This is a genomic window from Agrobacterium sp. NPDC090283 (assembly GCF_044769685.1).
Lineage (GTDB): Bacteria > Pseudomonadota > Alphaproteobacteria > Rhizobiales > Rhizobiaceae > Agrobacterium.
Genome location: NZ_JBIVYG010000005.1, coordinates 285790 through 309900, shown reverse-complemented (window position 1 = coordinate 309900; position 24111 = coordinate 285790). Strand labels below are relative to the sequence as shown.

20 protein-coding genes, 1 pseudogene and 1 CRISPR repeat array are annotated in these 24111 nt (G+C 57.1%); of the genes and pseudogenes, 9 read left to right on the top strand and 12 right to left on the bottom strand.

Annotation, left to right across the window (positions count from 1 at the left end):
• Nucleotides 1-85 precede the first annotated feature (85 nt).
• The 3 genes from ACIQUH_RS10640 to ACIQUH_RS10630 all read left to right on the top strand — a co-directional run bounded on the left by ACIQUH_RS10640 (nucleotide 86) and on the right by ACIQUH_RS10630 (nucleotide 4331).
• The gene (locus ACIQUH_RS10640; protein ID WP_400814596.1) at nucleotides 86-721 is read left to right on the top strand and encodes an SDR family oxidoreductase; all 636 of its coding nucleotides are present in this window, start codon (nucleotides 86-88) and stop codon (nucleotides 719-721) included.
• A 61-nt stretch (nucleotides 722-782) separates the two neighbouring features.
• A complete protein-coding gene (locus tag ACIQUH_RS10635; RefSeq protein WP_400814594.1) occupies nucleotides 783-1709 on the top strand; it encodes an alpha/beta hydrolase in 927 nt (308 codons plus the stop codon).
• A 1017-nt stretch (nucleotides 1710-2726) separates the two neighbouring features.
• The gene (locus tag ACIQUH_RS10630) at nucleotides 2727-4331 is read left to right on the top strand and encodes a type IV secretory system conjugative DNA transfer family protein (RefSeq protein ID WP_400814592.1); all 1605 of its coding nucleotides are present in this window, start codon (nucleotides 2727-2729) and stop codon (nucleotides 4329-4331) included.
• Nucleotides 4332-4339: 8 nt separating this feature from the next.
• Here ACIQUH_RS10630 and ACIQUH_RS10625 read toward each other — a convergent pair whose 3' ends face one another.
• The 12 genes from ACIQUH_RS10625 to idi all read right to left on the bottom strand — a co-directional run bounded on the left by ACIQUH_RS10625 (nucleotide 4340) and on the right by idi (nucleotide 15766).
• A complete protein-coding gene (locus ACIQUH_RS10625) occupies nucleotides 4340-5182 on the bottom strand; it encodes a hypothetical protein (RefSeq protein ID WP_400814589.1) in 843 nt (280 codons plus the stop codon).
• On the bottom strand, nucleotides 5163-7172 hold the full coding sequence (locus tag ACIQUH_RS10620) for a hypothetical protein (RefSeq protein ID WP_400814587.1): 2010 nt from the start codon (nucleotides 7170-7172) through the stop codon (nucleotides 5163-5165). The genes ACIQUH_RS10625 and ACIQUH_RS10620 overlap by 20 nt, the downstream gene beginning before the upstream one ends.
• Entirely contained in the window at nucleotides 7169-7951 is a 783-nt protein-coding gene (locus tag ACIQUH_RS10615; RefSeq protein ID WP_400814585.1) for a PP2C family serine/threonine-protein phosphatase, read from the bottom strand. The genes ACIQUH_RS10620 and ACIQUH_RS10615 overlap by 4 nt, the downstream gene beginning before the upstream one ends.
• 9 nt (nucleotides 7952-7960) lie before the next feature.
• On the bottom strand, nucleotides 7961-8629 hold the full coding sequence (locus ACIQUH_RS10610; protein ID WP_400814582.1) for a hypothetical protein: 669 nt from the start codon (nucleotides 8627-8629) through the stop codon (nucleotides 7961-7963).
• A 14-nt stretch (nucleotides 8630-8643) separates the two neighbouring features.
• Complete coding sequence (locus ACIQUH_RS10605) at nucleotides 8644-8928, bottom strand: DUF4189 domain-containing protein (RefSeq protein ID WP_400814667.1); 285 nt, start codon at nucleotides 8926-8928, stop codon at nucleotides 8644-8646.
• 1000 nt (nucleotides 8929-9928) lie between these two features.
• The gene (locus ACIQUH_RS10600) at nucleotides 9929-10090 is read right to left on the bottom strand and encodes a hypothetical protein (RefSeq protein ID WP_400814580.1); all 162 of its coding nucleotides are present in this window, start codon (nucleotides 10088-10090) and stop codon (nucleotides 9929-9931) included.
• A 2-nt stretch (nucleotides 10091-10092) separates the two neighbouring features.
• The gene (locus tag ACIQUH_RS10595; RefSeq protein ID WP_400814578.1) at nucleotides 10093-10443 is read right to left on the bottom strand and encodes a GntR family transcriptional regulator; all 351 of its coding nucleotides are present in this window, start codon (nucleotides 10441-10443) and stop codon (nucleotides 10093-10095) included.
• A gap of 136 nt (nucleotides 10444-10579) precedes the next feature.
• Nucleotides 10580-10981, bottom strand: a complete 402-nt coding sequence (locus tag ACIQUH_RS10590) for an ABC transporter permease (RefSeq protein WP_400814575.1) — start codon at nucleotides 10979-10981, stop codon at nucleotides 10580-10582.
• 123 nt (nucleotides 10982-11104) lie between these two features.
• On the bottom strand, nucleotides 11105-12190 hold the full coding sequence (locus ACIQUH_RS10585) for a terpene synthase family protein (RefSeq protein WP_400814573.1): 1086 nt from the start codon (nucleotides 12188-12190) through the stop codon (nucleotides 11105-11107).
• Between the two features lie 53 nt (nucleotides 12191-12243).
• Nucleotides 12244-13203, bottom strand: a complete 960-nt coding sequence (locus tag ACIQUH_RS10580) for an SAM-dependent methyltransferase (protein WP_400814571.1) — start codon at nucleotides 13201-13203, stop codon at nucleotides 12244-12246.
• Complete coding sequence (gene dxs / locus ACIQUH_RS10575; RefSeq protein WP_400814569.1) at nucleotides 13200-15167, bottom strand: 1-deoxy-D-xylulose-5-phosphate synthase; 1968 nt, start codon at nucleotides 15165-15167, stop codon at nucleotides 13200-13202. Before dxs ends, ACIQUH_RS10580 begins: the two co-directional genes overlap by 4 nt.
• Nucleotides 15164-15766: an isopentenyl-diphosphate Delta-isomerase gene (gene idi, locus ACIQUH_RS10570; RefSeq protein WP_400814566.1), complete on the bottom strand. Its 603-nt coding sequence runs from the start codon at nucleotides 15764-15766 to the stop codon at nucleotides 15164-15166. Before idi ends, dxs begins: the two co-directional genes overlap by 4 nt.
• 788 nt (nucleotides 15767-16554) lie before the next feature.
• On the opposite strand from idi, the gene ACIQUH_RS10565 reads away from it, so the two are divergent.
• The 6 genes and pseudogenes from ACIQUH_RS10565 to ACIQUH_RS10540 form a co-directional block, all read left to right on the top strand.
• Nucleotides 16555-17367, top strand: a complete 813-nt coding sequence (locus ACIQUH_RS10565; protein ID WP_400814564.1) for a type IIL restriction-modification enzyme MmeI — start codon at nucleotides 16555-16557, stop codon at nucleotides 17365-17367.
• Nucleotides 17279-18304: a type IIL restriction-modification enzyme MmeI gene (locus ACIQUH_RS10560; RefSeq protein WP_400814665.1), complete on the top strand. Its 1026-nt coding sequence runs from the start codon at nucleotides 17279-17281 to the stop codon at nucleotides 18302-18304. Before ACIQUH_RS10565 ends, ACIQUH_RS10560 begins: the two co-directional genes overlap by 89 nt.
• A gap of 209 nt (nucleotides 18305-18513) precedes the next feature.
• Complete coding sequence (cas9, locus tag ACIQUH_RS10555) at nucleotides 18514-21801, top strand: type II CRISPR RNA-guided endonuclease Cas9 (protein ID WP_400814562.1); 3288 nt, start codon at nucleotides 18514-18516, stop codon at nucleotides 21799-21801.
• Nucleotides 21777-22679: a type II CRISPR-associated endonuclease Cas1 gene (cas1, locus tag ACIQUH_RS10550; protein ID WP_400814560.1), complete on the top strand. Its 903-nt coding sequence runs from the start codon at nucleotides 21777-21779 to the stop codon at nucleotides 22677-22679. The genes cas9 and cas1 overlap by 25 nt, the downstream gene beginning before the upstream one ends.
• A complete protein-coding gene (cas2, locus tag ACIQUH_RS10545) occupies nucleotides 22676-23005 on the top strand; it encodes a CRISPR-associated endonuclease Cas2 (protein WP_400814558.1) in 330 nt (109 codons plus the stop codon). Before cas1 ends, cas2 begins: the two co-directional genes overlap by 4 nt.
• Nucleotides 23006-23063: 58 nt before the next feature.
• Nucleotides 23064-23627: direct repeats of the CRISPR family, unit length 36 nt; unit sequence AGCCTACCACTGGGAAATCGGTAGGGAAACCACGGC.
• Between the two features lie 16 nt (nucleotides 23628-23643).
• Nucleotides 23644-24041 (top strand): annotated as a pseudogene (locus ACIQUH_RS10540) (transposase); the annotation flags it as partial.
• Nucleotides 24042-24111: the final 70 nt, after the last annotated feature.

The following is a 24111-nucleotide window of genomic DNA, read 5'->3' as shown; positions in this document are numbered from 1 at the left end:
TCAAACTCATTGAAGGATGCCCCCATTTTGCCGGGCCGTCGAGGGAGGCATGTTAACCTCATCAAAAAACGGCATGGAGAACGGCATGACGAAAATCCTGATCCTCGGCGCAAGCGGGCAGATCGCCCGGCATGTCGTCGATATGCTGGCGGAGCGGAACGATACCGAACTGACCCTGTTCCTGCGCGATGCGAAGAAGTTGAGCCGCAAGGTTCCTGTCAACACCCGCGTTGTCGAAGGCGACGTTCACGACGCTGCCAAGTTAAAGGACGCCATGGCCGGCCAGGATGTTGTTTATGCCAACCTCGCAGGCGACGTCGATACACAGGCAGCCGCGATCATCGCCGCCATGAACGTTACCGGCATTCGCAAGCTGATCTTCTGCACCACGCTCGGCATCTACGACGAAGTGCCCGGCAAGTTCGGCGAATGGAACAACCGGGAGATCGGCGAGTATTTCCCGCCGTATCGCAAGGCAGCGGATATCATTGAGGCATCCGGGCTGGATTATGCCGTGCTGCGTCCGGCGTGGCTGACTGACGCCGACGAGGTCGACTATGAGGCCACCGAGCGCAACGAGCCGTTCAAGGGCACTGAAATCGCACGCAAGAGCGTGGCGGCGCTGGTTGTTGAACTGGCCGCAATGCCGGGCGCTCTGGGCAACCGCAACATCGGCGTCAACAAGCCCGATACCGATGGCGACAAGCCTGCCTTCATGTGACGGATCCGGCCAATCGGCCGGTAGAAATACCCCCTAATCCGGAAACCAAGGAGATCGCATCATGGAAACCGTGAAAATCCGCAATTACGATATGTACTGGGATATCGCCGCCGACATCCATTTCCCGCCGAACTTCGACAAGTCGAAGAAGTATCCGGCCATCATCAGCGCGCATCCTATCGGAAGCTGCAAGGATCAAACCTCAGGGAACGTCTATGGTGTTGCGCTCGCCAAGGAAGGGTTCGTCGTTATCGCCTTCGATGCGAGCTTCCAGGGCGCCAGCGGCGGCGAGCCACGCTTCATCGAAGACCCGACGCTGCGCGTCGAGGACTTCCGCCATGTCTCCGATTATCTGGTGACACTCCCTTATGTCGATGAGGATCGCATCGGCGCCCTTGGTATCTGCGGCGGCGGTGGCTATTCGATCAACGCTGCGATGACCGAGCGCCGTATCAAGGCGGTCGGCACGGTCACTGGCGCAAACTATGGTCGCCTGATGCGGGGCAATTTCACCGGCCTCAACCCAATCGGCGCACTGGAGGCAATGGCCAAGCAGCGGACCGCCGAGGCTCGGGGCGCGGCTCTCCACGTCGACAATCTCCTGGCCAATTCCGTTGAGGAAGCGCGTGCTGCCGGTGTTACCGACCGCGACCCACTGGAGGCGACTGATTATTACCGCACGCCGCGTGGCCAGAAGCCGAATGGTCTGAACCGTTCGCTCCTGTCACATCAGGCCGCAGCAGTCGGTTGGGATGCCTTCCATCTCGCCGAAGTTCTATTGACCCAACCTCTCTGCGTCGTGGTTGGTGATCAGGTCGGCGCCTTCGGTGCCTATCGCGATGGCTGTGAGATCATCGAACGCGCAGCCTCGAAGAAGAAGGAACTGGTCGTCGTAGAGGGTTGGTCGCACTATGACCTCTATGACAAACCGGAACCGGTAGGACAGGCGTTGGCGAAGCTGATCCCTTTCTACAAGGAAAACCTCTGAGCATGGCCAAACGGCCGTCCTGCATGCGCGAACGAGCAGGGTCGGACGCCTGGCTTGAGGTCCGTTACTGAACGACAGCTATCCGGCAAATGCGTCCACCAGCGGATAGTCCGTTCTCCGCCCCGAATCGGTCATCCTGCCGTGGTCATGCCAATGTGGTGATTTGAGAAATTGGAGGCGGGGGACTGTTTCTAACAACAGGGCGGCCAGTTCGATTCCCATCAAGAGCTGATCTGTCCGTGGAAAGGGGCAACCGACTCGATTCTAACTCATGCACCATACCATCATAGGCTAAGCACGGCTTGTCAATAATCGCCTGCTGGCAAACGCTGCATTTCGGCGGCCATCTCGTATCTTGCCGTCTTCGCCTTTTGGGCTGTCAGCTTGTGAAAGGAACCGTGCACCCAGATGCTATGATCCACGGAACCTAAATAAATTTCTCGGCCTTCGGGCTGTGAAGCTGGCAAAGGTGAATTCGGCTGGCCGCAACTTCAGAGCGATCCGAACTATGGAGTCGGTTTGGTGCTGCGCCTGCCAAACCGGGTGAGGCGTTTTTTCAACGCTTTCGATCAGGTTGAGCCCGGCGGCGTGCTTCTCTAGCCTGAGAGCGTTCTTCCAGTGTCATAGGCCGGTTTTGGTCGGTTTCACGCCCTTTGCGGTCGCTGCGCTCTTTTTCGGTTCCGGCTCTCTCACGCTCTAGTTTACGTCGCTCCAGTTCCTGCTCTTGCTGAATTGCGTAGAGATCATGGTTGTTTGCCGTCCGTTGGCTTGACCGGTCCGCGTTGAGATCGACTCGATCCAGACGATAGTCCTCTGCAAGGCCTCCGACATGAGCCGCTGCACCCCCTAAGACCGTGGCACCCATTATAGCTTTGCTCGCTATCCTCGACAGACGTTTCGACGGATTTCTCTTGTCGTCTTCCACCAGTAACCCCTTTGTCTATGCCCAGAAGCAAGTATTGCATAAAACAACTTCGGTGGCATTATACAGCCAGGGAAATATTTGGGTCGGGGCAAATGAGCGGTCTTTCTCCATTTACGGGTCTTCTCGGAAGAGTCGTTCTCAATGCGATCAACAAACGCAAGCATCAGCGGACCCTGAGCGACCTCAAGTCGAGTGACCTATACGGAGACGCACGGTTCTTAACCTCGAATGAAATTGTTGATCTTGACCTCACGGTTGAGTCCGACAGCTCAGCAAACGGAATATTGCTTGGGGGTCAGGCCGCCGCGGGAGAAGTGGATTTACCCGTCATCTACAAGGGTGACCGGCACCTCATCACATTGGCACCCACGCGATCCGGTAAGGGCGCTTGTCACATTATCCCGAATCTTATTCTTTATCCGGGTTCCGTCTTTGTCATCGACGTGAAGGGCGAAAACTTCCTCGCCACACAACGTTGCCGTCGTGGATACGGACAGGTGCACGTCTTCGCCCCATACGATGACAGGCTCGTCTCGGTAGGCATCAATCCGCTCGACTTCGTCCGAAAGGGTACGAAGGACGAATTCACCGATGCTCAGATACTGGCTAGCCTGATCCTGGAAGATAGCGGATCCGATAGAGACAAATTCTGGGAGCAGGAGGGGAGGAACCTCATTGCCGCCTTGATAATTTTCACGTTGCACAATGCGCCGCCCGCTGATCGGAACATAGGGATGATCAAGCGATTGCTTACGCTGTCTCCAGATAAGCTGGATGCGATGTTCCAAAATATGTCCATGCACCCGAACAGCGCGGTTAGGGCGGCGGGGAGTTCGTTCTTTAACATGAGCGACGAAACGCGATCCAGCGTTTTGACAACGGCCAACAACCAGATGTTGTGCTGGGCGCCCGGTGGTGTACTTGACGAGGCAACAAGAAAGAGCGATTTCAGTTTTCAGGATCTACGCAAAAAAGGAACCAGCTTCTTTTTGATCATCCCGCCGGACCGGTTAAACGAATGCCGCAGTTTACTGCGAATCTTCTCTGGCATGGCGGTTAAAACGCTCAGCCGAGCCTACCCAAATCCAACCGACAAGTCGATCCTTTTTCTTCTGGACGAGTTTGCCAATCTAGGCAGGATGGAGGAGTTCGAGAACGGCTTGACCATTCTGGCTGGTTTCAAGATCCAGCTTTGGATTATCGTGCAAGACCTTGGCCAGTTAGAATTTCTATACAAGGAAAAGACGAGGACGATTATCGCGAACAGCGGTGCATTCATGGCGTTCAATGTTCAGGATCTGGAAACGGCAAAGCATATATCTGAGAAACTTGGACAAAAGACGGTTGTGACCGAAACACCTTCCCAACGGCAAGCGTCCGCGTTCTCAGTTGACGTTTCCACGGGCCATGCGTTGCACGGGAGACCTCTACTTTCCCCAGATGAAGTGCGCCGCCTCGGCAGGCACACGCAGCTGATCTTCATCGACGATCACCGGCCAATCCATGGAAGCAAATGGTATTATTTTGAGCGACCCGAATTCAAGTCGTACTACGACGACCCGCGGCAGCTCCTCGCCGCGGCAACGCTACCATCAAGTGTCATCGGCGTTCGTAGCCCAAAGTCCGCGCTACCGCACCCGGCTCGTTCGTCTCAGGGGCCGTCTGCCCTGCGAAGCCCGGCTAACGGCACGCCATGAGGGCCTAGCTACACCAGAAGGGCGCGGGCCTCAGAAAATGAAATGCCTGTCACCAACTTGAGAAGGCAGGATACATACGCGAGCGATGGGGGAGCTTCAACGAAGCGCTTGAGTCCAAGATTATCGACAATTTTTGCCGCAAGTGTGGCACCGGTCGCCCCTGTTTCCTGGCTAGCGCTTAACAGGATGGATCGACGAAGTGCTGAAAGGGACATGACGCGAAGGGTGCGTCTGCAGAGTTCGTCACGCACTTGGAGAATGACTGATCGGCATTCTTCTGGCAACGCCGGTGATGTTCCCATGCTCTGCAACGCCAATATTACATCGCGAGTGTTCTGTTCATCGTCCAATCCCCGCTGGCCCTGATAGGCCGAAGTTATCGCGCGTAGGATCTCTGCCGCGTCCACTAGTGAGATTTCACGAATGCCGTAGAGAGAGACTACTTTCTCTAGCAGCTGGAGCTGCGCCGTTGGATGCCACTGATTTGCCGACCGCAAGAGCCTGGAGAGAAATGGTACACCCATTTCGTGGCTGTAATCTGCGTACAGACCGTACAGAACTGCGAGCAACACGGTGCGGTGATCATGATCCATGCCGGGAATTGTCCCGATATCGGCCGCTTTCAGGAGAAATGTCGGTGATGGATCAGCACCTACTATTTCCCGAACCGTGTCGGTGTATTCCGAAAATGGCCGGCGCAGGTCAGGTCTCGTGGAAAACTGCAGTAGGGTATCCAGGATGATCCAATCGTTATCATCGGTGATCGGTGCGCCCTGGTCGGGAGACGGAAGATCTTTGTCGACCTCGTGGGGCGACTGTTGCGCGGCGATATCAGATGTGTGGTCTTGCATCGAAAGGACCTTGTTTTTCAGTGACTGGCGGTTGTGATGATTGCGATGGTGTGAGTGTTGTGTTTGCGGCAAGTTCCGTTGCAACCACATTCGCTAACATGCTTGTCATGTCGGAGGCATCGACTTCAGTTCGTGGTTCTCGAATGCTTTTGTAGGCTACCCTGATCGTTCTGCCCCTAAGATCAGGGCGTGGCATGTCTGCAAAAGGGGATGAGCCAAGCCCCGGCGTTCGCTCCCAAGTCCGCGCTGCAGATTCAGGATCACCGCTCGTAAACAATTGCACGAAACTTTCAGCCACCGCCTCTGCCTTGACGAGATCGCTTATCTGATCGGTATAAGATCGCAGCTCAATAAGATCCTTCAGGTCCTGCCAATGCCCCTTGACGTGCTGGACAATCGCGACAGCGTCATTTGCTGCTATCGCCTTTAGAACAGATTGGACTAGCACAACCTTGCGATTTGCCGCTACGAGCCTTTCTCCATAAAAGGACTGGATTCCCTTATGAGCGGACAGGACGTCGATGTTTTCCCGGACGATCTTCACGATTGCCTCTTCGCAGACGATACTTTTTCGTGTGCGAAAGCCCTCAGCTTTTTCAATGGCTGCATCCAACCGATCGAGAATTGCAGACAGCTTTAGTAACTTGTTTAAATGAGGGCGGGTATCGTTGTTTGCTTGGGCCATGGCACGGAGGGCAGGCTTTTTTTTCAGATCCTTGATGAGCTTGACCTCGTCGGCGCCCTGCTTGATCTCGATGCAAAACTGCCGAAATTCGCTAATTGTAGCTGCATTTCGCCCTATTATTTCGCGGCCTCTCGCTGTCCGTTCGTCCGTTTTGAGGACACTGTGGTGATCGATGAGTTCCAATGCAGCCGGCAGGTCACCTCTCTTGATGAAAACATCGAATTCATCAAGAAGTAGTTTCAGGGATCGGCTCTTGGCTTCTTTTCCGCCCTTGAAGATGTCGAGACCGCCAGTCTTCTGTTCACACCAAGGACATCTTCCATAGGTTTTGGAGTAAACGTGGAGGGGTTCCTTTGCACACCATGTTACCGAAGTAATGGCCTCCCGTAGGGCTTTCGCCCATTCCCCAGCTTGCGGCCTGATGGATGGGTTGCTGTGGCCGTCGTCGAAACAGCGTCTGAAGAGTTCGAGCAGTCTCGGATGCACGATTTCAAGCGGAATTGAACCCTTATGTGGGGGAAGGGGCACTCGCTTGTTCCATTGCCATAGGCCTCTTGCGATTCGATCTTCTGTTTGGATGGCCTCGTGCTGGGCCGGAAGGATTCCGCCACTATACGGGTGCCGGGTGAAGAGAAACGAATAAATGATTATGGCCAAGCCGAAATTGTCGTGTTCCTTGGTTGCTAGTACAGCCTTGTTCGGTCCCTGCATTTCCGGTGGAGCGAAATCTGCAGACGCTACGGGGCAAGGGTGGATCTTCCCTGTGGCCTTATCAACAACTTGAAATGAATCGGTATCGACGAGACAGACTCTCAAGCTTGGCGTGATCAACAAGTTGTCCGACTTCACGTCTCCGATCACATAACCCATGTCGTGGATTGACTGGAAAGCTTTCGCAACGTTAAGCGCTGCCTGGAGCAGATGATACCAGTCAAGGGAAGGGGCTTCCTTTTTCCGCTCCAGCGGAACGTAAAGTGACCTTGGGATGAGACCATGCTTCACGCCCGGCATGGCGAAGCCAATGATGGAGCCTCCGCTGTCTCGCAGTGTCGCTGTCGGCCAAATGATTGACCTGTTAGGAGCTGCCGGATCTATGGGCGGCTGGCGAAGCATAAGATGAAGTTTCTCTACCCTTGCTGCGGTTGGATTATGATAGAGCTTCGCAACCATATCTGCCTGGTCAGTCCAGTACAAAACGCCTTCCCCGCTCTCACTAATGAGATTTTGCAGAATGACGCTGGTGGACCGGCCGTCTCGGTCGACAGCGGTGTATCGAGTATTTGTGAGTGCTCCGGTTTTGCTCATGAAAGTCGCAGGCCCACAAGTAATGTCTTGTCATCGTCGGTCTTCTGATCGAGCGAAGGCATATTCAGGATCGAGGCCAACACATCCCTTAAACCATGGGCGTCTGACGACTCACTTGCCTTTTTCATCAGAGGCCCGAAGAAACTCCCGAACGGCTGTTGGGAGCTCTGAACAATTGCTACCTTTTCTAGCCCATCGGTGGACGCGCACACAAAATTGAAATCGCCCTCTCGGACCGACGAACGAGCTTCGCGTTGCCACGCAGAACTGGTGATCCAGGTTACTTCCCCCACGTGTTCGGTCTGCTGAGCCTCGAATATCAATTGGTAGGGGCGGTCTTCATCACTGGTACCATCAACAACTAGGAAGCCGTCACCAAGCTGGAACGCAATGAGCCGGTTTTTGCTCATTGCAAACGCGATGAGCGTCGTGCCGTACTGGCCGACATCATTTCCCTCGATTGCCGCTTCGTGTTTCAGGAGCTCCCGGATCTGCACAGCCGTCTGGAGCCAATGCTGGTGAGCGACTTCCCGCAGTTCGTCGGCAGGCATTTCATCGATATTGGTCTTCTCAATGAATTCCTGAGTCAAGGCGACGACATAGTCGCTGGCAATCAGCGAGCCTATGTCGGAATACGCCAAGGAGCCCCCACCGTCGGCGACGGCGCCGACAAGCCATTTGCCATCCAGGCAGGTGGCACTGCGTGACGCATCCTGACATGGTTTTCCTGTGACTACGTGGCCCTTGCCACGTACACTGAGTTCAGCTGGAAGCCACATTGCGTTCGCTCATCTAAATGCCGTTGCCCAGTCAGTGACCGGATCAAGTTGGACCGCAGCGCCCGTAGCCTTGTCCTGGGATACCTTCTTCTGGGAATTGGAAAGCCACTTGAACATTTCCCGGAATTTTAGCTTATCGAGTTTGGCTGTGCGCGTGGGCGAAAATTCTCGAAGGTTCTCCACCATCCCCTGTGCATCACCAATCCCGACGCAGTAGACGCTGACCTTCTTGTCCTCTTCCGCTTTCCTGGCATTCGCGGCAGCTTGACGCCAATTGTCATCATTTGGCTCGCCATCCGACATGATCCAAAGCCATGGCCGATAGTAGTTGATGCCATTGCGCTTGTATTCCTGTTTGCGCAGTTCAAGCTCGTGGAGCGCCATCGTGACTGCTCCGCCCAATGGTGTCGATCCTGCCGCGTCGATTTGAAACTCTCGGCGGTGGTTTTCTGCTCTATCGAACGGAATGAAGCGATTGCCGTCCCCGCATGTGACGATGGCAAGCTCGACACGAAGGGATGCAAGTGGATCAGCCAGCAGGTCGGCGATGTAACCCGAATAGCCATCATTCAGTTCAGCAATCTTGTCCTCCATGGATGGAGACACGTCTACAATCAATATAACCGGGACGCGGTCTTCCGGGTTTTCAGCAAATTGGATTTCAGATGACACAGACATTTCGGCTCCGTATTTTATGGGCAATAGGTTTCTTGACGTGCTGCGGTGCATCCGAAGAGGCCAGTCCTTGAGCACTCTCGTATCGCAGCTTGTGCGGCCGCATTTCTGTTAGGGCCACGACCAGTTCCCCAGCCGTTGATTCCACTCCTTGCGATGCTGATACAGTCACTTGCGCTAATTGCGATTTTGCATCTGTCTCCCCCTGAAAAGCGCGAGCAGTCTCTCAGTGCGCTTTGGGTGGCGGATCGTAGGTCTTCACCCCAGCCCACGGCGATGTCTGCCCCTCGATCGATAGCCATTGCAACAAAGCGAGCACGAGCGTTAGGCTGCGGTTGCAACTGCGGCTGATTATATGACCCCGATGCAGCTGGCGCCTGGCTTGGCTGTAGGAAAGTCAGTCGTGCCGCTTCCAGGTCCGTCTTTGCCTCTGCGAGAGCTGCCTGGTCCGCGCTGAGCCTCTGTTGCCCGGCTTGTAGTTCGGTCCTTTCCCTGCTCAGAGCGGACTGTGCCTCAGCAAGCGTTCGCTTCTGACGCTCAAGGTCGGCTTGTTGAGTTGCAATGCGCTGCTGATCTGCGCGGGCGGAAGATATCTGTTCGTCGAGCGCCCCACGATCGGTCCTCAGCCTCTCCTCGGCCTTCACAATTAAGGCTTCACGGCGGTCAAGCGAGCCCATAATCGACTGAACTCGCGCACGATCGACGGCATTGGTGATAGTCGAGATGGTGATAGGGGAGCCGGGTAGGCGGATGATACCCGAAGCTACGCCGCCGCCGGCAAGTGCAACGGCGGTTATGAGAACGGCAGCACCTGCCCACTTCGCTCTTCTTGCCCGAATGCGTCGGCGGGCTTGCAGCGTTGCGTTGTCGTCTTTATTGGGAACGGCTTGCGCCATTTCTTCTAGAAGACGGGTTACCTCGTCTCGCGATTCAAACTGGTTAGTTGCGAATATACTCCCAAGGGATAGGTCAGAAACTTGGTCTTGTTGAGGGGTATGCTCTGGCATCGGCAAGCTCTACTTCACCCATTTTCCGCCACAATCGAGGCATCCTGCAGGTGTGTCAAGACAGACTCTCGCGGTTTTCGATTATAGTGGTAGAAGGATAAACCGTGGATGGTGGTGTACTAGCACTGTATGGCAGCATGAATGATCGCGGTCGGGTCTGATGGTGGCAGTTGAAGACACCGAACTCATCGTCTTGAGCACCCTGACTTCCAAAAACCGTGACAGAGCGTTGATCCAGCTTTCTAGTTGGAACAGCCGCAACGCAACCAGCACTGGAACCGTATCGCGGACCAGTTTAGTTGCAGGTTTTCATTGAGTGCAACCGCCCACGCGAGCGGATACCCGAAGCCACGGCGATGCCCGCGTGCATATCCTCGTCTGCGGCATAGAATGCATCGACATCGCCCGCGCTCGCCGCCGCCTTCTGCCGGACCATGATGCTGTCCAGAAGCGCCACATCTAGGTGCGCTGATCTAGCGGCCACCCGCGTTGCGGCGCATTCCAGCGCCTCGCGGATGAACTGCGCTCATAGACCTTCGCAAGGCTGATGTGCGTGACAAAGGTTCCCACCTGAGGCACGATCTGGACCAATCCATCTTCCGCCAGACGCAACAGAGCCTCTCGGATCGGAGTACGGCTTACACCGAAGCGCTGTGACAGGGCGTGTTCAGATAGGGACGCGCCGGGAGACAGGGTGGCATCCATGATTTCGCGGCGGATCAGGTCGAACACCTGAACGGCGACCGACATGCGACGGTCAATCACGACGCCGAATGCGGGCTTTCCGATTGCAAGTCCGTAACGGGTCACTTTCTGCCTCTCTATTGACCGGAGCTGCGGCTTCGCTGTGCCTGATCAAGGCCAACCGCAACGATCAGAAGAACACCGATGACAACGCTTTGCCGGAAGGGTTGCACGCCATTAATGATAAAGCCGTTCTGCAGGACTACCGGAATGAATCGCCTGCCAGCGTTCCAGGGATGGTCCCACGCCCTCCGAAAAGGCTGCCACCGCCGATCACAACGGCCGCAATTGCGGCAAGGTTGTCGGTAGTATGGCCGCCAATCGAAGTTGTGGTGAAACGGGCTACGTCCACGATTGGTGCAATGCCGGCCAAGACACCCATCAGAACGAAGGTCTGCACTGTCAGCTGCGGAGTGTCAATTCCTACTCGGCGCGTCGCTTCTTCATCCGATCCCATCGCATAGACATGCCGACCGAACCTCGTAAGCCTCAACACGACCCCAAGGATCATGGCAACCGCAGCCGCCAGCCAGACGATCGCGGGCAGGCCCCAGACAATCTTGCCCCCGAACAAGCTTTGCACCTCAAGCGGAATGTAGCGCACGTTGACCCCGCCCGAACTGGGCGCTTGACAATGATGGCTTCCTAGCGCTCGGCGGCGTCCGGGGTGGGGCGTCAAATCGCCGGAAAACTCTCACTCAGCATGGATGAAAGAACAGGGAGGGCGTCATTCATCCGCCAGAAAATTTTCCCCCGCAATGTGCACAGGCATCCTGAACTGCTCAAGGACGATCTCGCCCGAATGAAAGGCTCCCTTCGCGTCGGGGCCGATATAGCGTGGCGAGATGCTGTTATATTCGATATTGCCCGAAAACATGTATTCCAAAGCGGTCAGATATCGTTGGACGTCAGTGCGCCCGCCAAGCGGCGAGGCGAGTACGCGGTCGCGCGCGGCGATCAGGTCCTGTTCCAGCTGGCGTGTGAGTTCGAAGGCCCGGTAAAGCGCGCCCTGAACATCCAGTTTCTCCTGATAGACGAATACCCAGAGACTGTTCATCGCTTCGTTGCTGGAAAATTCCTTGCGAAACGAGCCGATGTCGTTCGTGATCAAGACCCCGTCCATCATGGCAAGCCTTGCCTGACGCAGATCCTCGCTCGTCTCCAGGGCGTCGCCCATATCCACATCGATGGCGAATTCGATGATCGTGGCGCATATGTCGATGAAGACGTCATATCTCCGGAAGACCAGATATTCTTCCAGCGTGAGCGTCTGAATATGGCGGACGAGGGGATGCGAAAGAGCCATGATCAGCTTGTACGCCGCATCGTATAATCGCTGGCGCGCGGGCGGGTTGAGCGACAACGTATTCAGCATATGCTGTATGTTGTCGTGGAACAGCTGCCCGACCGGATGGAGATCGGAAGGTCGGATGCCGTCCAGAGCGGCGATATAGATTTTTTCGATTTCCTGCAGCCTGTCGGGGCTGTTGATCACATGAGGATTGCTGAAATGATCATCCATCAGTGTCAGCAGATCCCCCATCTGCATCGTCCAGAAGACCCGATCGCTTAATGCCGTTGGGCAGGCCAGGGAGAACCAGAGAGGCAGGCGCTGATTATGATAGGTCTCAGCCGCCCGCTTGTTCTTGTAGAACGCCTCGATGCAGGGCCAATCCGCCGCCCGCACCTTTTCCAGCGCAACCTCCGTATCGGGATGATACAGATGCTTGAGAACGAAATTGGGTTCGGGGTAATGTAATTTATCGCCGAATTTAATAATTCCCGAGGCGAATACATCCTGATCGTTCGACATAAGGGTCTCCGGATGTTTTTCACGATTCTCGTGACTGTGGATGACGGCGCTGTTTACGCCCCCGGCCTTTTCGCGATCACGCTATAGGTGGAAACCTTGTTCTTGATCAGCGCGATCGACCAGTTCTCCGCAAGCACACGCAATTCCTCCAGGGGCAGCGGAATATTGGCCGAGGTGAAGTGCTGCTCGATATTGGCCTTGGAATCCATCAGCCAGCGCACAACGTCGATATTGGCCGGCAAGACGCGCATATCCTCGACAATGAAGCCGCTCTCTTCCAGCACCTGCCGGAAATAAGAGGGCGTCTTGCGATGTTTGCACGCCAGCCGGTCGACGTCGTCGACCGTGTCCGACTGATAGTCGTCAGGCGGGATGTTGTAGAGATTGTCTGATATGATCACCTGCCCTCCGGGCCGGACGCGGGTGGCGAGCTTTCGCATCGCCCGCTCATAAAGCTCATTGGGAAAATGGGAAATGACGCCCCGAATGATCACCAGATCATAGGGCACGGTCTGATCCGGCAGCAGGTCGATATCCTGCGCGTTGCACAGATAGAGATTGATCCGGTCGGAAAGATCGAGCGAAGCGTGGAATTTCGCGCAATATTCAAGCTGCGACCGGCTGACATTCACGCCGTCGAAGCGTTCGCATTCCGGAAAGCGCTCGGTGAGATATTTGAGGATATAACCCCAGCCGCAGCCGATATCGAGGATGCGTCCCATTTGCCGGCGGTCATCGTCCCACACGCCGGCCAGCTTGAGCTGGCGATCGAAATATTTGATGCCCGATTCATCGAGTGAGATCGGCGGCGTCGATAGCGGATCGTCATAGACGCCGAACTGGAACATCAGGTAGTCGCCGATCGCCTTGCGCCAATCCTCGGGATTGTCCTGATAGGTGTAGACGACCTTGTCTTCATAGGCGTTGGTGTCCGCGCCGCGCAGGACGCGAAAGGGAACGAACCCGGCAATGCTGTCGGCGCGTTGGCTATGGTTGAGGTTAAGCTGGCTCATTGCAATCCTCCACGACGAGGGGTTGGCAGGGGAGGAGCGATACTGTGAACGGCGCCCTGGGCCTCGGTGACCGCTCCGGCAAAAATATCGTTGACGGCGCTGGGCGTGAAACCGTCCATGAAATGCCGGATCGACGCTTCGATGCCGTCGGGGTCGAGACCGGCCGCCGACAGCAACGCCGCCGGATCGCCATGCGGCACGAAGGCGTCGCGCAGGCCGAGTTGCAGCACCGGCCGCGTCAGCCGCAGGGCCGACAGCGCCTCCAGACAGGCCGTTCCCGCGCCGGCCGCGATACAGCCTTCTTCGACGGTGACCAGCACATCGTGGGTCCGCGCCAATCGTTCCACGAGCGCACGGTCGAGAGGCTTGACGAAGCGCATATTGGCGACGGTTGCATCCAGCCGTTCCGCGGCGAGGCAGGCCGGCGCCACCATGGACCCGAACGCCAGGATCGCGACACGCGGTCCGTACCGGGGCGAGGCCATCCGTTTCACTTCGCCGATCCCGAGCGGGAGTGCGATGAGTTCCTCGCGCGGCGTCACGCCGGGGCCGGTTCCGCGCGGATAACGGACCGCCGCCGGGCCGTTGTGCAGAAGGGCGGTATGCAGCATCTGCCGGCATTCGTCCTCGTCGGCGGGCGCCATGACCACCAGGTTCGGCACACAGCGCATATAGGCAAGATCGAAGGCGCCCATATGGGTCGAACCATCGGCGCCGACCACGCCGGCGCGATCCAGCGCGAAGGTGACGGGAAGGCTCTGTAGCGCGATGTCGTGGATCAACTGGTCGTAGCCGCGTTGCAGGAAGGTGGAGTAGATCGCCACCACCGGCCGGTATCCTTCCGCCGCAAGTCCGCCGCCAAAGGTCACCGCATGTTGTTCGGCAATGCCGACATCGAAATAGCGATCGGGAAAACGGCGCTGGAATTCGACCAGACCCGATCCTTCGCGCATGGCCGGGGTGATCGCGACCACGCGCTCGTCGCGCGCCGCCTCGTCGCACAGCCAGCGGCCGAAGATCTGGGTATAGCTGGGCGCGGAGGGGCGTGAGGGATCGGCCGGCTTGATGCCGAGGGCGGGATCGAACCTGCCGGGACCGTGATAGGTAATCGGATCGCGCTCGGCCGGCGGGTAACCATAGCCCTTGCGGGTGACGACATGCAGGAATTGCGCGCCCTTGCGGTGGCGCAGGCGCCGGAGCGCCGTGACGAGCGCATTGAGGTCATGCCCGTCGATTGGCCCGGTATAGGCAAGGCCCAGTGTTTCGAACAGCGTTCCTCCCGGAGCCGGGCCGGGTAAGCCCTTGTCTTTACGCGCGCGTTTTGTCGGCTCCAATGCGGCCTTGGAGCAAGGGGCCGCGCGGCGACAGCCACGGCTCGCCAATACGTCGGCCAGATGCGCCCGCAAGCCGCCCACGGCCGGAGAGATCGACATGTCGTTATCGTTAAGGATGATCAGAAGCCTGAGGTTGCGATCCAGCGCGGCATTGTTCAGCGCTTCGAAGGCCAGCCCCCCGCTACAGGCGCTGTCGCCGATCACGGCGATGGAGTGGCGATCCTCGCCCCTCAATCCGGCGGTGTGCGCCATGCCGAGCGCCGCGGAGATGCTGGTGCTCGAATGGGCCGTGCCGAATGCATCATATTCGGATTCGCTGCGGACCGGGAAACCGGCCATGCCGCCGGTCTGGCGCAGCGTCTTCATGGCGCTGCGGCGGCCGGTCAGGATCTTGTGCGGATAGGACTGGTGGCCGACATCCCAGACGATGCGGTCGCGCGGCGTGTCGAAGACATAATGGAGCGCAACTGTGAGTTCGACCGAACCGAGATTGGAGGAAAGGTGCCCCCCGGTGGAGGCGACGCTTTGCAGGACGAAGGCCCGCAGGTCCTCTGCAACCGTCGAAAGGTGCCGACGGCTCAACCGACGCAATTGGTCGGGCGTGTCGATGGTGGCTGGCGCGCGGTTCATGACGGTCGCGCCGCGATTTCGGTGGGGTGGAGCGCCAGTTCGCCGGCCGGTCGCATCGCGACGGCGAGCGTGCGCCAATGCTCGATGCCGTCGTGTGGCGCGCGGGCCAGCATTTCCCGGAACCAGATGGTGAAATCGTCCGGTCTGGCGGCAACTGCTTCCCGCAACGCCGTCGTGTCCAGCCAGCACCACTCTGACGCTTCGGCGGGATCCGGCTCCGGTTCGCCATCGAACCGGCCGACATAGACATGGTCATATTCGTGCTCGATCAGACCATTGGGCAACAGGGCGCGATAGGTGAAGGTGGCAACTTTGCCGAGGTCGCAGTCGAACCCCATTTCCTCGCGCAGGCGTCGTTTCGCGGCGAGGCCGGTTTCCTCTCCCGGACGGGGGTGGCCGCAACAGGTGTTGGTCCACAATCCTGCCGAATGATATTTCCGTCCGGCCCGCCGCTGGAGCATCAGGCGACCGCGGCCGTCGAAAATCAGCACAGAAAAGGCGCGGTGAAGGGCGCCGCGTCTGTGAATGTCGAGCTTGGTGTCGAAACCAACGGGGATATCGTTCCCGTCGACGAGGATCAGCATTTCGTCTGTCGGCATTTTCCACTCCATTCTGCCGGTCAGACATGAGTGCGCCCGTAAAACGCGCTGCCGCCTGCCGAGAATTTCGATCCAATGCACTGCTGTCGCAAATATACTGACTGGACGCCTGATGAAATTATCCGGAGATACTTTATTTAGGTGGCTGCATATGTGGAGCTAACCATCCTCATCGCGGCAGTTGCTTCGTTCAGAGTGACGAAGTCAGATCCAGCACGAACGTGAGGTTATCGATTTACCATCGATTAAAACCCTTAGGCTTGGTTGCTTTTTAATCCGGGCGCTTCCAAAATTCAATAATAAAATGTAGTGGACAATAAAATATCGCCCAGGTTGTTAGGCGCAGGGCCCCTGATCGTGATGCTGATGATGTCTAGCAGGAGATGCCGCAGAAAGGTTTCTTCGCTAATTTGAGGCGCGACAGAGCGCGCGTGCAGCGTACCGGCAAGCGGGTATCGCCGCCCTAAAGGAGCGTGTTGTTGTTACTTATCGTGGAAACGGGCGTCAGGTGAGTATGCGAGTTTAACTTGAATGGGCGTGTAAAGTGGAATTTATCCAAAATTATTGAATGTGAAATTCAATTTTATTCGCTCATGCTTAAAATATCATTTTAATATATTTCATGACGCCAAAAAACACTATTAATTTTTTATTTCCTGTTCGATATTGTCGATATACAAAGTAATTATATAGAAATATTACGTATTAATTATAAAAACTAATTTTCATTGTAAATTTTTTTGCTTTTTGTAATCTTCGCTGATGGTATCGCGTGAGGTTAGTGCATCATGAGTTTGTATGATGGCGTATCCACGCCTATAACTCCAGTGTCTTTTATCCGGAAATGGAGCAAAGCTTCACTTAACGAACGTCAGACCTCTCAAGAGCATTTTCTTGATCTCTGCGCCATGTTCGATCATCCCACGCCCAGCCAATCGGATCCCTTCGGCCAACGCTTCGTTTTCGAAAAAGGCGCCACAAAAACAGGTGGCGGCAAAGGGTTTGCCGATGTCTGGAAGAAAGATCACTTTGCCTGGGAGTACAAGCGTAAGAACGGCAATCTCGACGAGGCGTTGCTTCAGCTTCTGCGCTATGCCGCCGCGCTGGACAGTCCACCGCTGCATGTCGTATGCGACATTGAGCGGTTTCGCATCCATACGGCTTGGACCAATACCGTTCCGGTCACCTACGAAATTCGGCTGGCGGATCTTGCCGAGCCGGCCCCCCGCGAGATGTTACGGAATGTGTTCTTCGATCCGGAAAAACTGAAGCCGGTCAAAACCCGTGCGGCCGTCACTACTGAAGCCGCTGACACGTTTTCAACCATCGCGTTGCGGCTCCAGGGCCGGGGTAGCGCTGAGGAGATTGCCCATTTCGTCAATCAACTCGTGTTCTGTTTTTTTTGCGCAGAGCGTGAAATTGTTGCCCGACAATATTTTCAGCAAATTATTAAAGCGTTCGCTAGAGAAGCCGGAGGGAGCAAAGGCTTACCTGGACAAGCTTTTCGAGGCGATGGAGCAAGGTGGCGAGTTCGATCTGAGCGAGATCGCCTGGTTCAACGGCGGCCTGTTCGACCAGCGCCGGTCTTTGCGACTGGATGAGGGGGATCTCGGCCTTTTGGTCGCGCATGTGCTGCCGGAGCGTGAGAAAAATCGGCGTGACGCCTATCGCGAACGCTGGTGGCGGCATGTGGAGCCGCGTCCGGCGATGCTTGCAAACCTGTCTTCACTAACACGCTATATAGCGACGCCTAGAGTGGCAAAGCATCGACTGTTTGTGTGGATGGAAAAACAGGTGCTGGCCGATAGTGCGGCTATCGCCATCGCTCGCGGTGACGCAGTCACATTCGGCTTGCTTCATTCGCGATTTCACGAGACGTGGTCGTTAAAGATGGGGACATTCCTTGGTGTTGGAAATGATCCGCGTTACACGCCGACGACCACATTCGAAACCTTCCCATTCCCTGAAGGCCTTACGCCGGATATTCCGGCGCAACGCTACCAGCGTAACCCGCGCGCGATTGCCATCGCGGCTACGGCGAACCGGCTCGATGCGCTTCGCAATGCCTGGCTCAACCCCGCGGATCTGGTTTTCACCGAGCCGGAAGTTGTGGCGGGCTATCCCGACCGCGTCCTGCCGAAAGATGTCCTGGCTGCGGCGGCTTTACGGGAGAGGACCTTGACCAATCTCTACAATCTGCGGCCGCAATGGTTGATCGATGCACATGATGATCTGGATGCGGCTGTCGCTTTAGCTTACGGCTGGCCAGCGGATATTTCCGAGGAAGCGGCTCTGGCGAAACTGCTGGAGCTCAATCTTGAACGGGAATCGGTCGAGGAGGTCGCGGCCAGCCGGCCGGCGAAGCGCAGGAGCAAAGGAAGGACAGTTGAGGATTTGCGGACGCAACCGGAATTGCTGCTGCCTATTGCCGGCGGACAGGCGATACGGCCGTCCATCGACAAGGCTGCCGTTGACAGGGAAAATACCGGGGAGAGCAAGCAAAAGAATAGCACAAGCCAGCTTCGTCGTCCGGCCTGAGCGCGAACAGACAGGGAGATGACATGCGTGATATGCAGATGCGTCTTAAAAGGAATCTCCCCGATAGCGTTTCCGCCATCGGGGATAATCCTTCAGTGGAATACCACTTTACCGTGGCTTCCCTACCGATTTCCCGTTGCCATTTAATGAGCTTGCCTTCCCCATGTCAATCCAATTCAACTGCTACTGGTGGTTAGAGGGTAGGGTTTATGCGTGTTTTGGGATTGGATATTGGTATTGCGTCAATCGGCTGGTCGGTCATCGAAATCTTCGTGAATACCGAGGACCAAAATTCCTCCGGTCGGGTCGTAGCCGCCGGGGTTTGGATGTTCGATCCCCCGGAAGAAAAGAGCCAGATGGGCTCGAAGCTCAAAACGGAAATGCGCCGGCTGTTTCGCGGACAACGGCGTGTCATCAAGCGGCGGCGCCAGCGGATGAACGAGATCCGCGCGCTTTTTGCCAAGGCGGGGCTGTTGCCGAATGCGGAGAAGAACGCACTTGCGATCGCCCATGCGGATCCCTGGCGCTTCAGGAACCGTGGGCTGGACCACGTGCTGACCGGCGCCGAATTCGCGATCGCACTTGGCCATATCGCCCGGCATCGCGGTTTCAAATCCACCGCCAAGGGCGCGAAGAAAAATGCGGCGGACGAGGACGGGAAAATGCTGGCCGAAAGCGCCAGGACCAAGGAAAAACTTGCCCGTTACGCCACGCCGGCGCGCATGCTGTTCGAAGATGACGCCTATGTCCTGCGGCTGACGCCGAAAAAAGACGGTGGAACGGAGGAGGTTCGCCGGTTCCGCAACCGTGAGGGCGATTATAGCCGTTCCCTGCTGCGTGATGATCTTGCTGCCGAAGTCCGGCAGCTTTTTCGAGCGCAACGGCGCATGGGACAGGATTTGGCGACCGAGGCGCTTGAAGAGGAGTTCTGCCGGATCGCTTTCTTTCCAGGCTCTTTGCAGGACAGCGAAGCGATGGTCGGAGATTGCCTGTTTGAGCGCGACGAAAAGCGTGCGTCGCGTCGCGCGCCGTCGTTTGAGCTTTTCCGTTTTCTTTCCCGGCTGAACACCCTGTCGCTGATCGAGCCCGGTGGTGGGTCGCGGCGGCTGAGCGTGGAAGAAATCGGCAAGGCCTCTTCCGATTTCGGGGCGACCGCAAAAGTGACTTTCGCGAACTTGCGCAAAAAGCTCGGTTTGCCCGCGGATGTGCGTTTCGATGGGGCGAAGCCGGATGAGGAGAGCAAGCGTGATGTCGTCGCCCGGTCGGGGGATGCCGCCGACGGGACGGCGCGGCTGCGCAAGCTGATCGCCGGCAACCATGGCGAGATGAGCTGGCAATCCCTCCGCTCGCGGCCGGAGATTCTTGACCGGATCGTGCAGGTCGTGACCTTTCGTCACGACATGGAACAGATCAAGCTTGGCCTGGCGGGGATCGCCATGGATGCCGACCTTCGCAACACGATCGTGGCGGCGGCGCAAAAGGGTGATTTCGACGGTTTCAGCGGCGCCGGGCATCTCTCGGCCAAGGCCGCCCGCGCTATCATTCCCGGTCTTTTACAGGGGCTGACCTATGACAAGGCCTGCGCCATGGTTGGATACGACCATACGGTAAGCCGCGAACGCCATGCCTTCGATCTCAAGGGCGAAGACGGACAGCCGGTAGTCGGCAAGTTGGCGCTGGCGCGTATTTTGACGGAGGAACGGGTTTCCGCATCGCTGATCGGCAGTCCGACGGCGCGCAAGGCGATCATAGAAGCCCTGAAGCAGATCAAGGCGCTGGTCGAGGAGTTTGGCCTACCCGACCGTATCCATGTGGAAATGGCCCGCGATGTCGGAAAGTCCATCGAGGAGCGCGGCAAGATCGATCGCGGGATAGAAAAGCGTAACAGGCAGAAGGACAAGCTGCGCGAAATCTTCGCCGAAAAGCTTGGGCGCGCGCCGCTTGCGGGTGCGCGCGGCATTGACGAACTGATGCGGTTCGAGCTTTGGGAGCAGCAGAACTGCCGCTGCCTTTACACCGACGAATATATTGCGGCCGAACGATTGCTGGACGGCAACAACACCGTTCAGGTCGATCACATTCTTCCCTGGGGCCGTTTCGGCGACGACAGCTTTCACAACAAGACGCTTTGTACCGCCAAGGCTAACCAGGACAAGAAGGGGCGAACGCCCTATGAGTGGTTTTTCGCCGACAAGACGCCGGAGGCATGGGAAGCGTTCGAGGCGAGATTGCGGGAAATTCCCAATATGAAGGGACTGAAGCGCCGCAATTATTCTCTTCGCAATGCAGCCGAGGTGCAGGAACGGTTCCGCAACAGCAACCTTAACGATACGCGCTGGGCCTGCCGGGTATTGGCCGAGGCTCTCAAACAGGTTCTGCCCGACATCCGGGACGAGAACGGCGACCTTCGACGGCGTGTTTTTGCCCGGCCCGGCGCACTGACCGACCGGCTGCGTCGTGCCTGGGGGTTGCAATGGATCAAGAAGGATGGGGATGGCAACCGCATTCCCGATGACCGGCACCATGCGCTTGACGCCACCATCGTTGCCGCAACCACGGAATCGTTGCTCAACCGGGCGACGCGCGAGATCCAGGAGCTGGAAAAACGCGGCGACAAGAATGGTGACCTCCTGCGCAACATCGGCCAGCCTTGGTCGGGCTTCCACGGACAGGTTCTGGAGCATGTCGGCAGCGCCTTCGTGGCGCGGGCGCCGCGGCACCGGGCGCGCGGCAAGGCGCATGACGCGACCATCCAGCAGATTGTCGAAGAGGATGGAACAAAGAAGGTTTATGGTCGAAAGGCCATAGAGAAGCTGTCTCTGGCCGATCTCGAAAAGATCAAGGATCCCGATCGTAACGCGGCCACCATTGCCAGTCTGCGGGAATGGATCGTGGCCGGTAAACCCAGGGAGTCGGACAGATTGCCGAAATCTCCCAAGGGCGATCCTATCGGCAAGATCAGCGTGGAAAGCAAGGGCAAGGTGAATGTGCTTCTGTATCGCGGCGGGCACAACAATCCGCCCGGGACGGCGGACCGCGGCGAAATGGCAAGGGTGGACGTGTTCCGCAAGGCGAACGCCAAGGGAAACTGGCAGTTCTTCTGGGTTCCTGTCTATCCGCATGACATTGCCATGCTGGATAGCCCGCCGATGCGGGCGGTAACAGCCAATAAACCGGAAGAGATGTGGCCGGTCATGGACCCGAGTTACGAATTTCTCTGGTCCATGGTGCCCATGACCCTGCTGAAAGTGGTGGATCAGAGCGGCACGGTGTTCTTTCCTGAGGGGCAGGCTGACGGCAATCTCGGCTATTTTCGCGGTCTGGACAGGAGCACCGGTGCAATCATCCTGTCGAGCATCATCGACCAGACCAATATTCGCAAGGGGATCGGCGCCCGCACCCTTCACAGCCTGCAGAAACTCACCGTCGACCGGCTTGGCCGGACATTCAACGTGGCGAAGGAAACCCGCACATGGCGTGGAAAGGCGTGCATCTGAGCCGACCCTCACGGCTCAATACGGCAGACGGGCAGCTCGTCGTTGCGCAGGACGACGGCGAAGTGCGCATCCCGCTCGAGGATCTGGCCTATATCGTACTTGACGCCGCCCATGCGTCGCTGACATCGACCCTGCTTTCCGCCTGCATGGAGGCGGGCATCGTCATCGTATCGACGGATCAGCGCCATACGCCCAATGGCGTGATGCTGCCTTTTCTCCAGCATCACCGGCAGGCAGGTGTGGCGGCTGCCCAGGTTGCTCTTTCCGAGCCGTTCAAGAAAAGATGCTGGCAGCGGATCATCGTTCGCAAGATCGAAAATCAGGCCCACCATCTGGCCATGGCCGGACATGACGCCGAGGCGTTGATGGCGATGAGCAAACGCGTCGGCTCCGGCGATCCGCAGAATATCGAGGCGCGGGCGGCACGGGAATATTGGAGGACGTTGTTTGAAAACTTCATTCGCGAAGACGCGGCGGATTTGCGCAATAAGCTGTTGAATTACGGTTATGCCGTCTTGAGAGCGGGCGTTGCGCGGGCGCTCGTTTGCCATGGCCTTCTACCGAATTTCGGCCTCAACCATGCCAGCGTTACGAACGCCTTCAACCTAGCGGACGATATTTTCGAGCCATTCCGCCCGTTTGTCGATCGGCTCGTCAACGCCAGATTTGAGGGACGGCTACCCGGTGAGGACCTGACAATCGACGATCGGCGCGCCATGGCTGGAATCTTGATGACCGATGTATTGGTTTCGAGCGAAAAGGTTAGCCTTCTGGTGGCAACGGAAAAGGCTGCTGAAAGCTTCGTCCGCTGCATCGCAAACAGTACGCCGACGCTTCTTGCTCTCCCGTCCTTTGCTGATGAACGCGTGATCTCATGAAAGCTGAAGAGGTTCGCTACATGTGGCTTTTCGTATTTTTCGATCTTCCTGTCGGCACGAAAACCGAACGGCGCAACGCCACCCGTTTCCGGAAATTCCTTAAAGACGATGGCTTCATCATGCTGCAATTGTCTGTCTATGCACGTATCATCAGGGGTGAAGAAGCTGTGGATAAACACTTGGCCAGGGTGATGAAGAGCATTCCCACGAAAGGAAGCGTGCGTACACTATCCGTTACCGAGCGACAATATGCACGTATGAGGCTGTTGATTGGCGAATCAACCAAAACCGAGAAAGCTGCAGCCCAACAGCTCGTCCTCCTCTGATTTCCGCCCCGGCAAAAGGACGGAAATCAGAGTTGAAACAATTGCTTACATCGAAGGTAGCCTACCACTGGGAAATCGGTAGGGAAACCACGGCGTGTTTATCGCGGGGTGCATCCTCATTGCGAGCCTACCACTGGGAAATCGGTAGGGAAACCACGGCGTCATAGACAAAGACGGCAACCGCCCCTGCAGCCTACCACTGGGAAATCGGTAGGGAAACCACGGCCCCTGTCACGACACAATCAAGCAACGAGAGAGCCTACCACTGGGAAATCGGTAGGGAAACCACGGCCGAGGTTGTCGCGCACCGGTCGTTCCGCTTAGCCTACCACTGGGAAATCGGTAGGGAAACCACGGCTGCTGCGCAGGCCGCGTACGTCGGCTTCCAAAGCCTACCACTGGGAAATCGGTAGGGAAACCACGGCCGCGAATGCTGGCAATGCCAAGAGCGGAAAAGCCTACCACTGGGAAATCGGTAGGGAAACCACGGCTTGAAACAGCCAATCCGTCGCTTGGCGCGGAGCCTACCACTGGGAAATCGGTAGGGAAACCACGGCCATCTCGATGCGCGGGAGCGCCAACGGGAAAGCCTACCACTGGGAAATCGGTAGGAAACCACGGTGGCCTTGCCACCGCCTGGCTTCACATATAAAAAAGCGCTGCCGACGTCGGAATGCGAACGTGCTGACGTCGCTGCGGCCCGGCAGGCATGGCAGCAATCCCGCCAGCCCCGAATGCGCGAGCAGCCAGGCGGTCTGGTCTCTATCGACGAAACCTCGGTCCCCACGAAGATGACGCGTCTGCGCGGATGAAGCCGCAAAGGGCAACCCCTCAAAGCGCACGCCCCTTTCGGGTACTGGGCACACAAACCTTCATCGCGGTACTGCGGTGCGATGGGCTGACCGCTCCCTGGGTCGTGGACAAGGCGATGAAGCGGGCGGCCTTCGATATTTATGTCGAAACACAATTCGCAGCGACGCTGAAGAAGGGCGACGTCGTCATTCTTGATAACCTCGCCGTTCACAAGAGCGCAAAGGCGGCTGGGCGTAAATTTACAAGTCTCTGTGCGCTCAGGCCCCTCGCAACCAAAAACGCAGCCCGCTACC

What these genes read in the sequence shown, in the direction of transcription:
- ACIQUH_RS10630 (WP_400814592.1), top strand. Translation starts at nt 2,727, where the DNA reads ATGAGCGGTCTTTCTCCATTTACGGGTCTTCTCGGAAGAGTCGTTCTC.
- ACIQUH_RS10640 (WP_400814596.1), top strand. Translation starts at nt 86, where the DNA reads ATGACGAAAATCCTGATCCTCGGCGCAAGCGGGCAGATCGCCCGGCAT.
- cas9 (WP_400814562.1), top strand. Translation starts at nt 18,514, where the DNA reads ATGCGTGTTTTGGGATTGGATATTGGTATTGCGTCAATCGGCTGGTCG.
- ACIQUH_RS10635 (WP_400814594.1), top strand. Translation starts at nt 783, where the DNA reads ATGGAAACCGTGAAAATCCGCAATTACGATATGTACTGGGATATCGCC.
- ACIQUH_RS10585 (WP_400814573.1), bottom strand. Translation starts at nt 12,190, where the DNA reads ATGTCGAACGATCAGGATGTATTCGCCTCGGGAATTATTAAATTCGGC.
- ACIQUH_RS10565 (WP_400814564.1), top strand. Translation starts at nt 16,555, where the DNA reads ATGAGTTTGTATGATGGCGTATCCACGCCTATAACTCCAGTGTCTTTT.
- ACIQUH_RS10610 (WP_400814582.1), bottom strand. Translation starts at nt 8,629, where the DNA reads ATGTCTGTGTCATCTGAAATCCAATTTGCTGAAAACCCGGAAGACCGC.
- ACIQUH_RS10605 (WP_400814667.1), bottom strand. Translation starts at nt 8,928, where the DNA reads ATGGCTATCGATCGAGGGGCAGACATCGCCGTGGGCTGGGGTGAAGAC.
- ACIQUH_RS10580 (WP_400814571.1), bottom strand. Translation starts at nt 13,203, where the DNA reads ATGAGCCAGCTTAACCTCAACCATAGCCAACGCGCCGACAGCATTGCC.
- ACIQUH_RS10560 (WP_400814665.1), top strand. Translation starts at nt 17,279, where the DNA reads ATGGAGCAAGGTGGCGAGTTCGATCTGAGCGAGATCGCCTGGTTCAAC.
- dxs (WP_400814569.1), bottom strand. Translation starts at nt 15,167, where the DNA reads ATGAACCGCGCGCCAGCCACCATCGACACGCCCGACCAATTGCGTCGG.
- cas1 (WP_400814560.1), top strand. Translation starts at nt 21,777, where the DNA reads ATGGCGTGGAAAGGCGTGCATCTGAGCCGACCCTCACGGCTCAATACG.
- ACIQUH_RS10625 (WP_400814589.1), bottom strand. Translation starts at nt 5,182, where the DNA reads ATGCAAGACCACACATCTGATATCGCCGCGCAACAGTCGCCCCACGAG.
- ACIQUH_RS10620 (WP_400814587.1), bottom strand. Translation starts at nt 7,172, where the DNA reads ATGAGCAAAACCGGAGCACTCACAAATACTCGATACACCGCTGTCGAC.
- idi (WP_400814566.1), bottom strand. Translation starts at nt 15,766, where the DNA reads ATGCCGACAGACGAAATGCTGATCCTCGTCGACGGGAACGATATCCCC.
- cas2 (WP_400814558.1), top strand. Translation starts at nt 22,676, where the DNA reads ATGAAAGCTGAAGAGGTTCGCTACATGTGGCTTTTCGTATTTTTCGAT.
- ACIQUH_RS10615 (WP_400814585.1), bottom strand. Translation starts at nt 7,951, where the DNA reads ATGTGGCTTCCAGCTGAACTCAGTGTACGTGGCAAGGGCCACGTAGTC.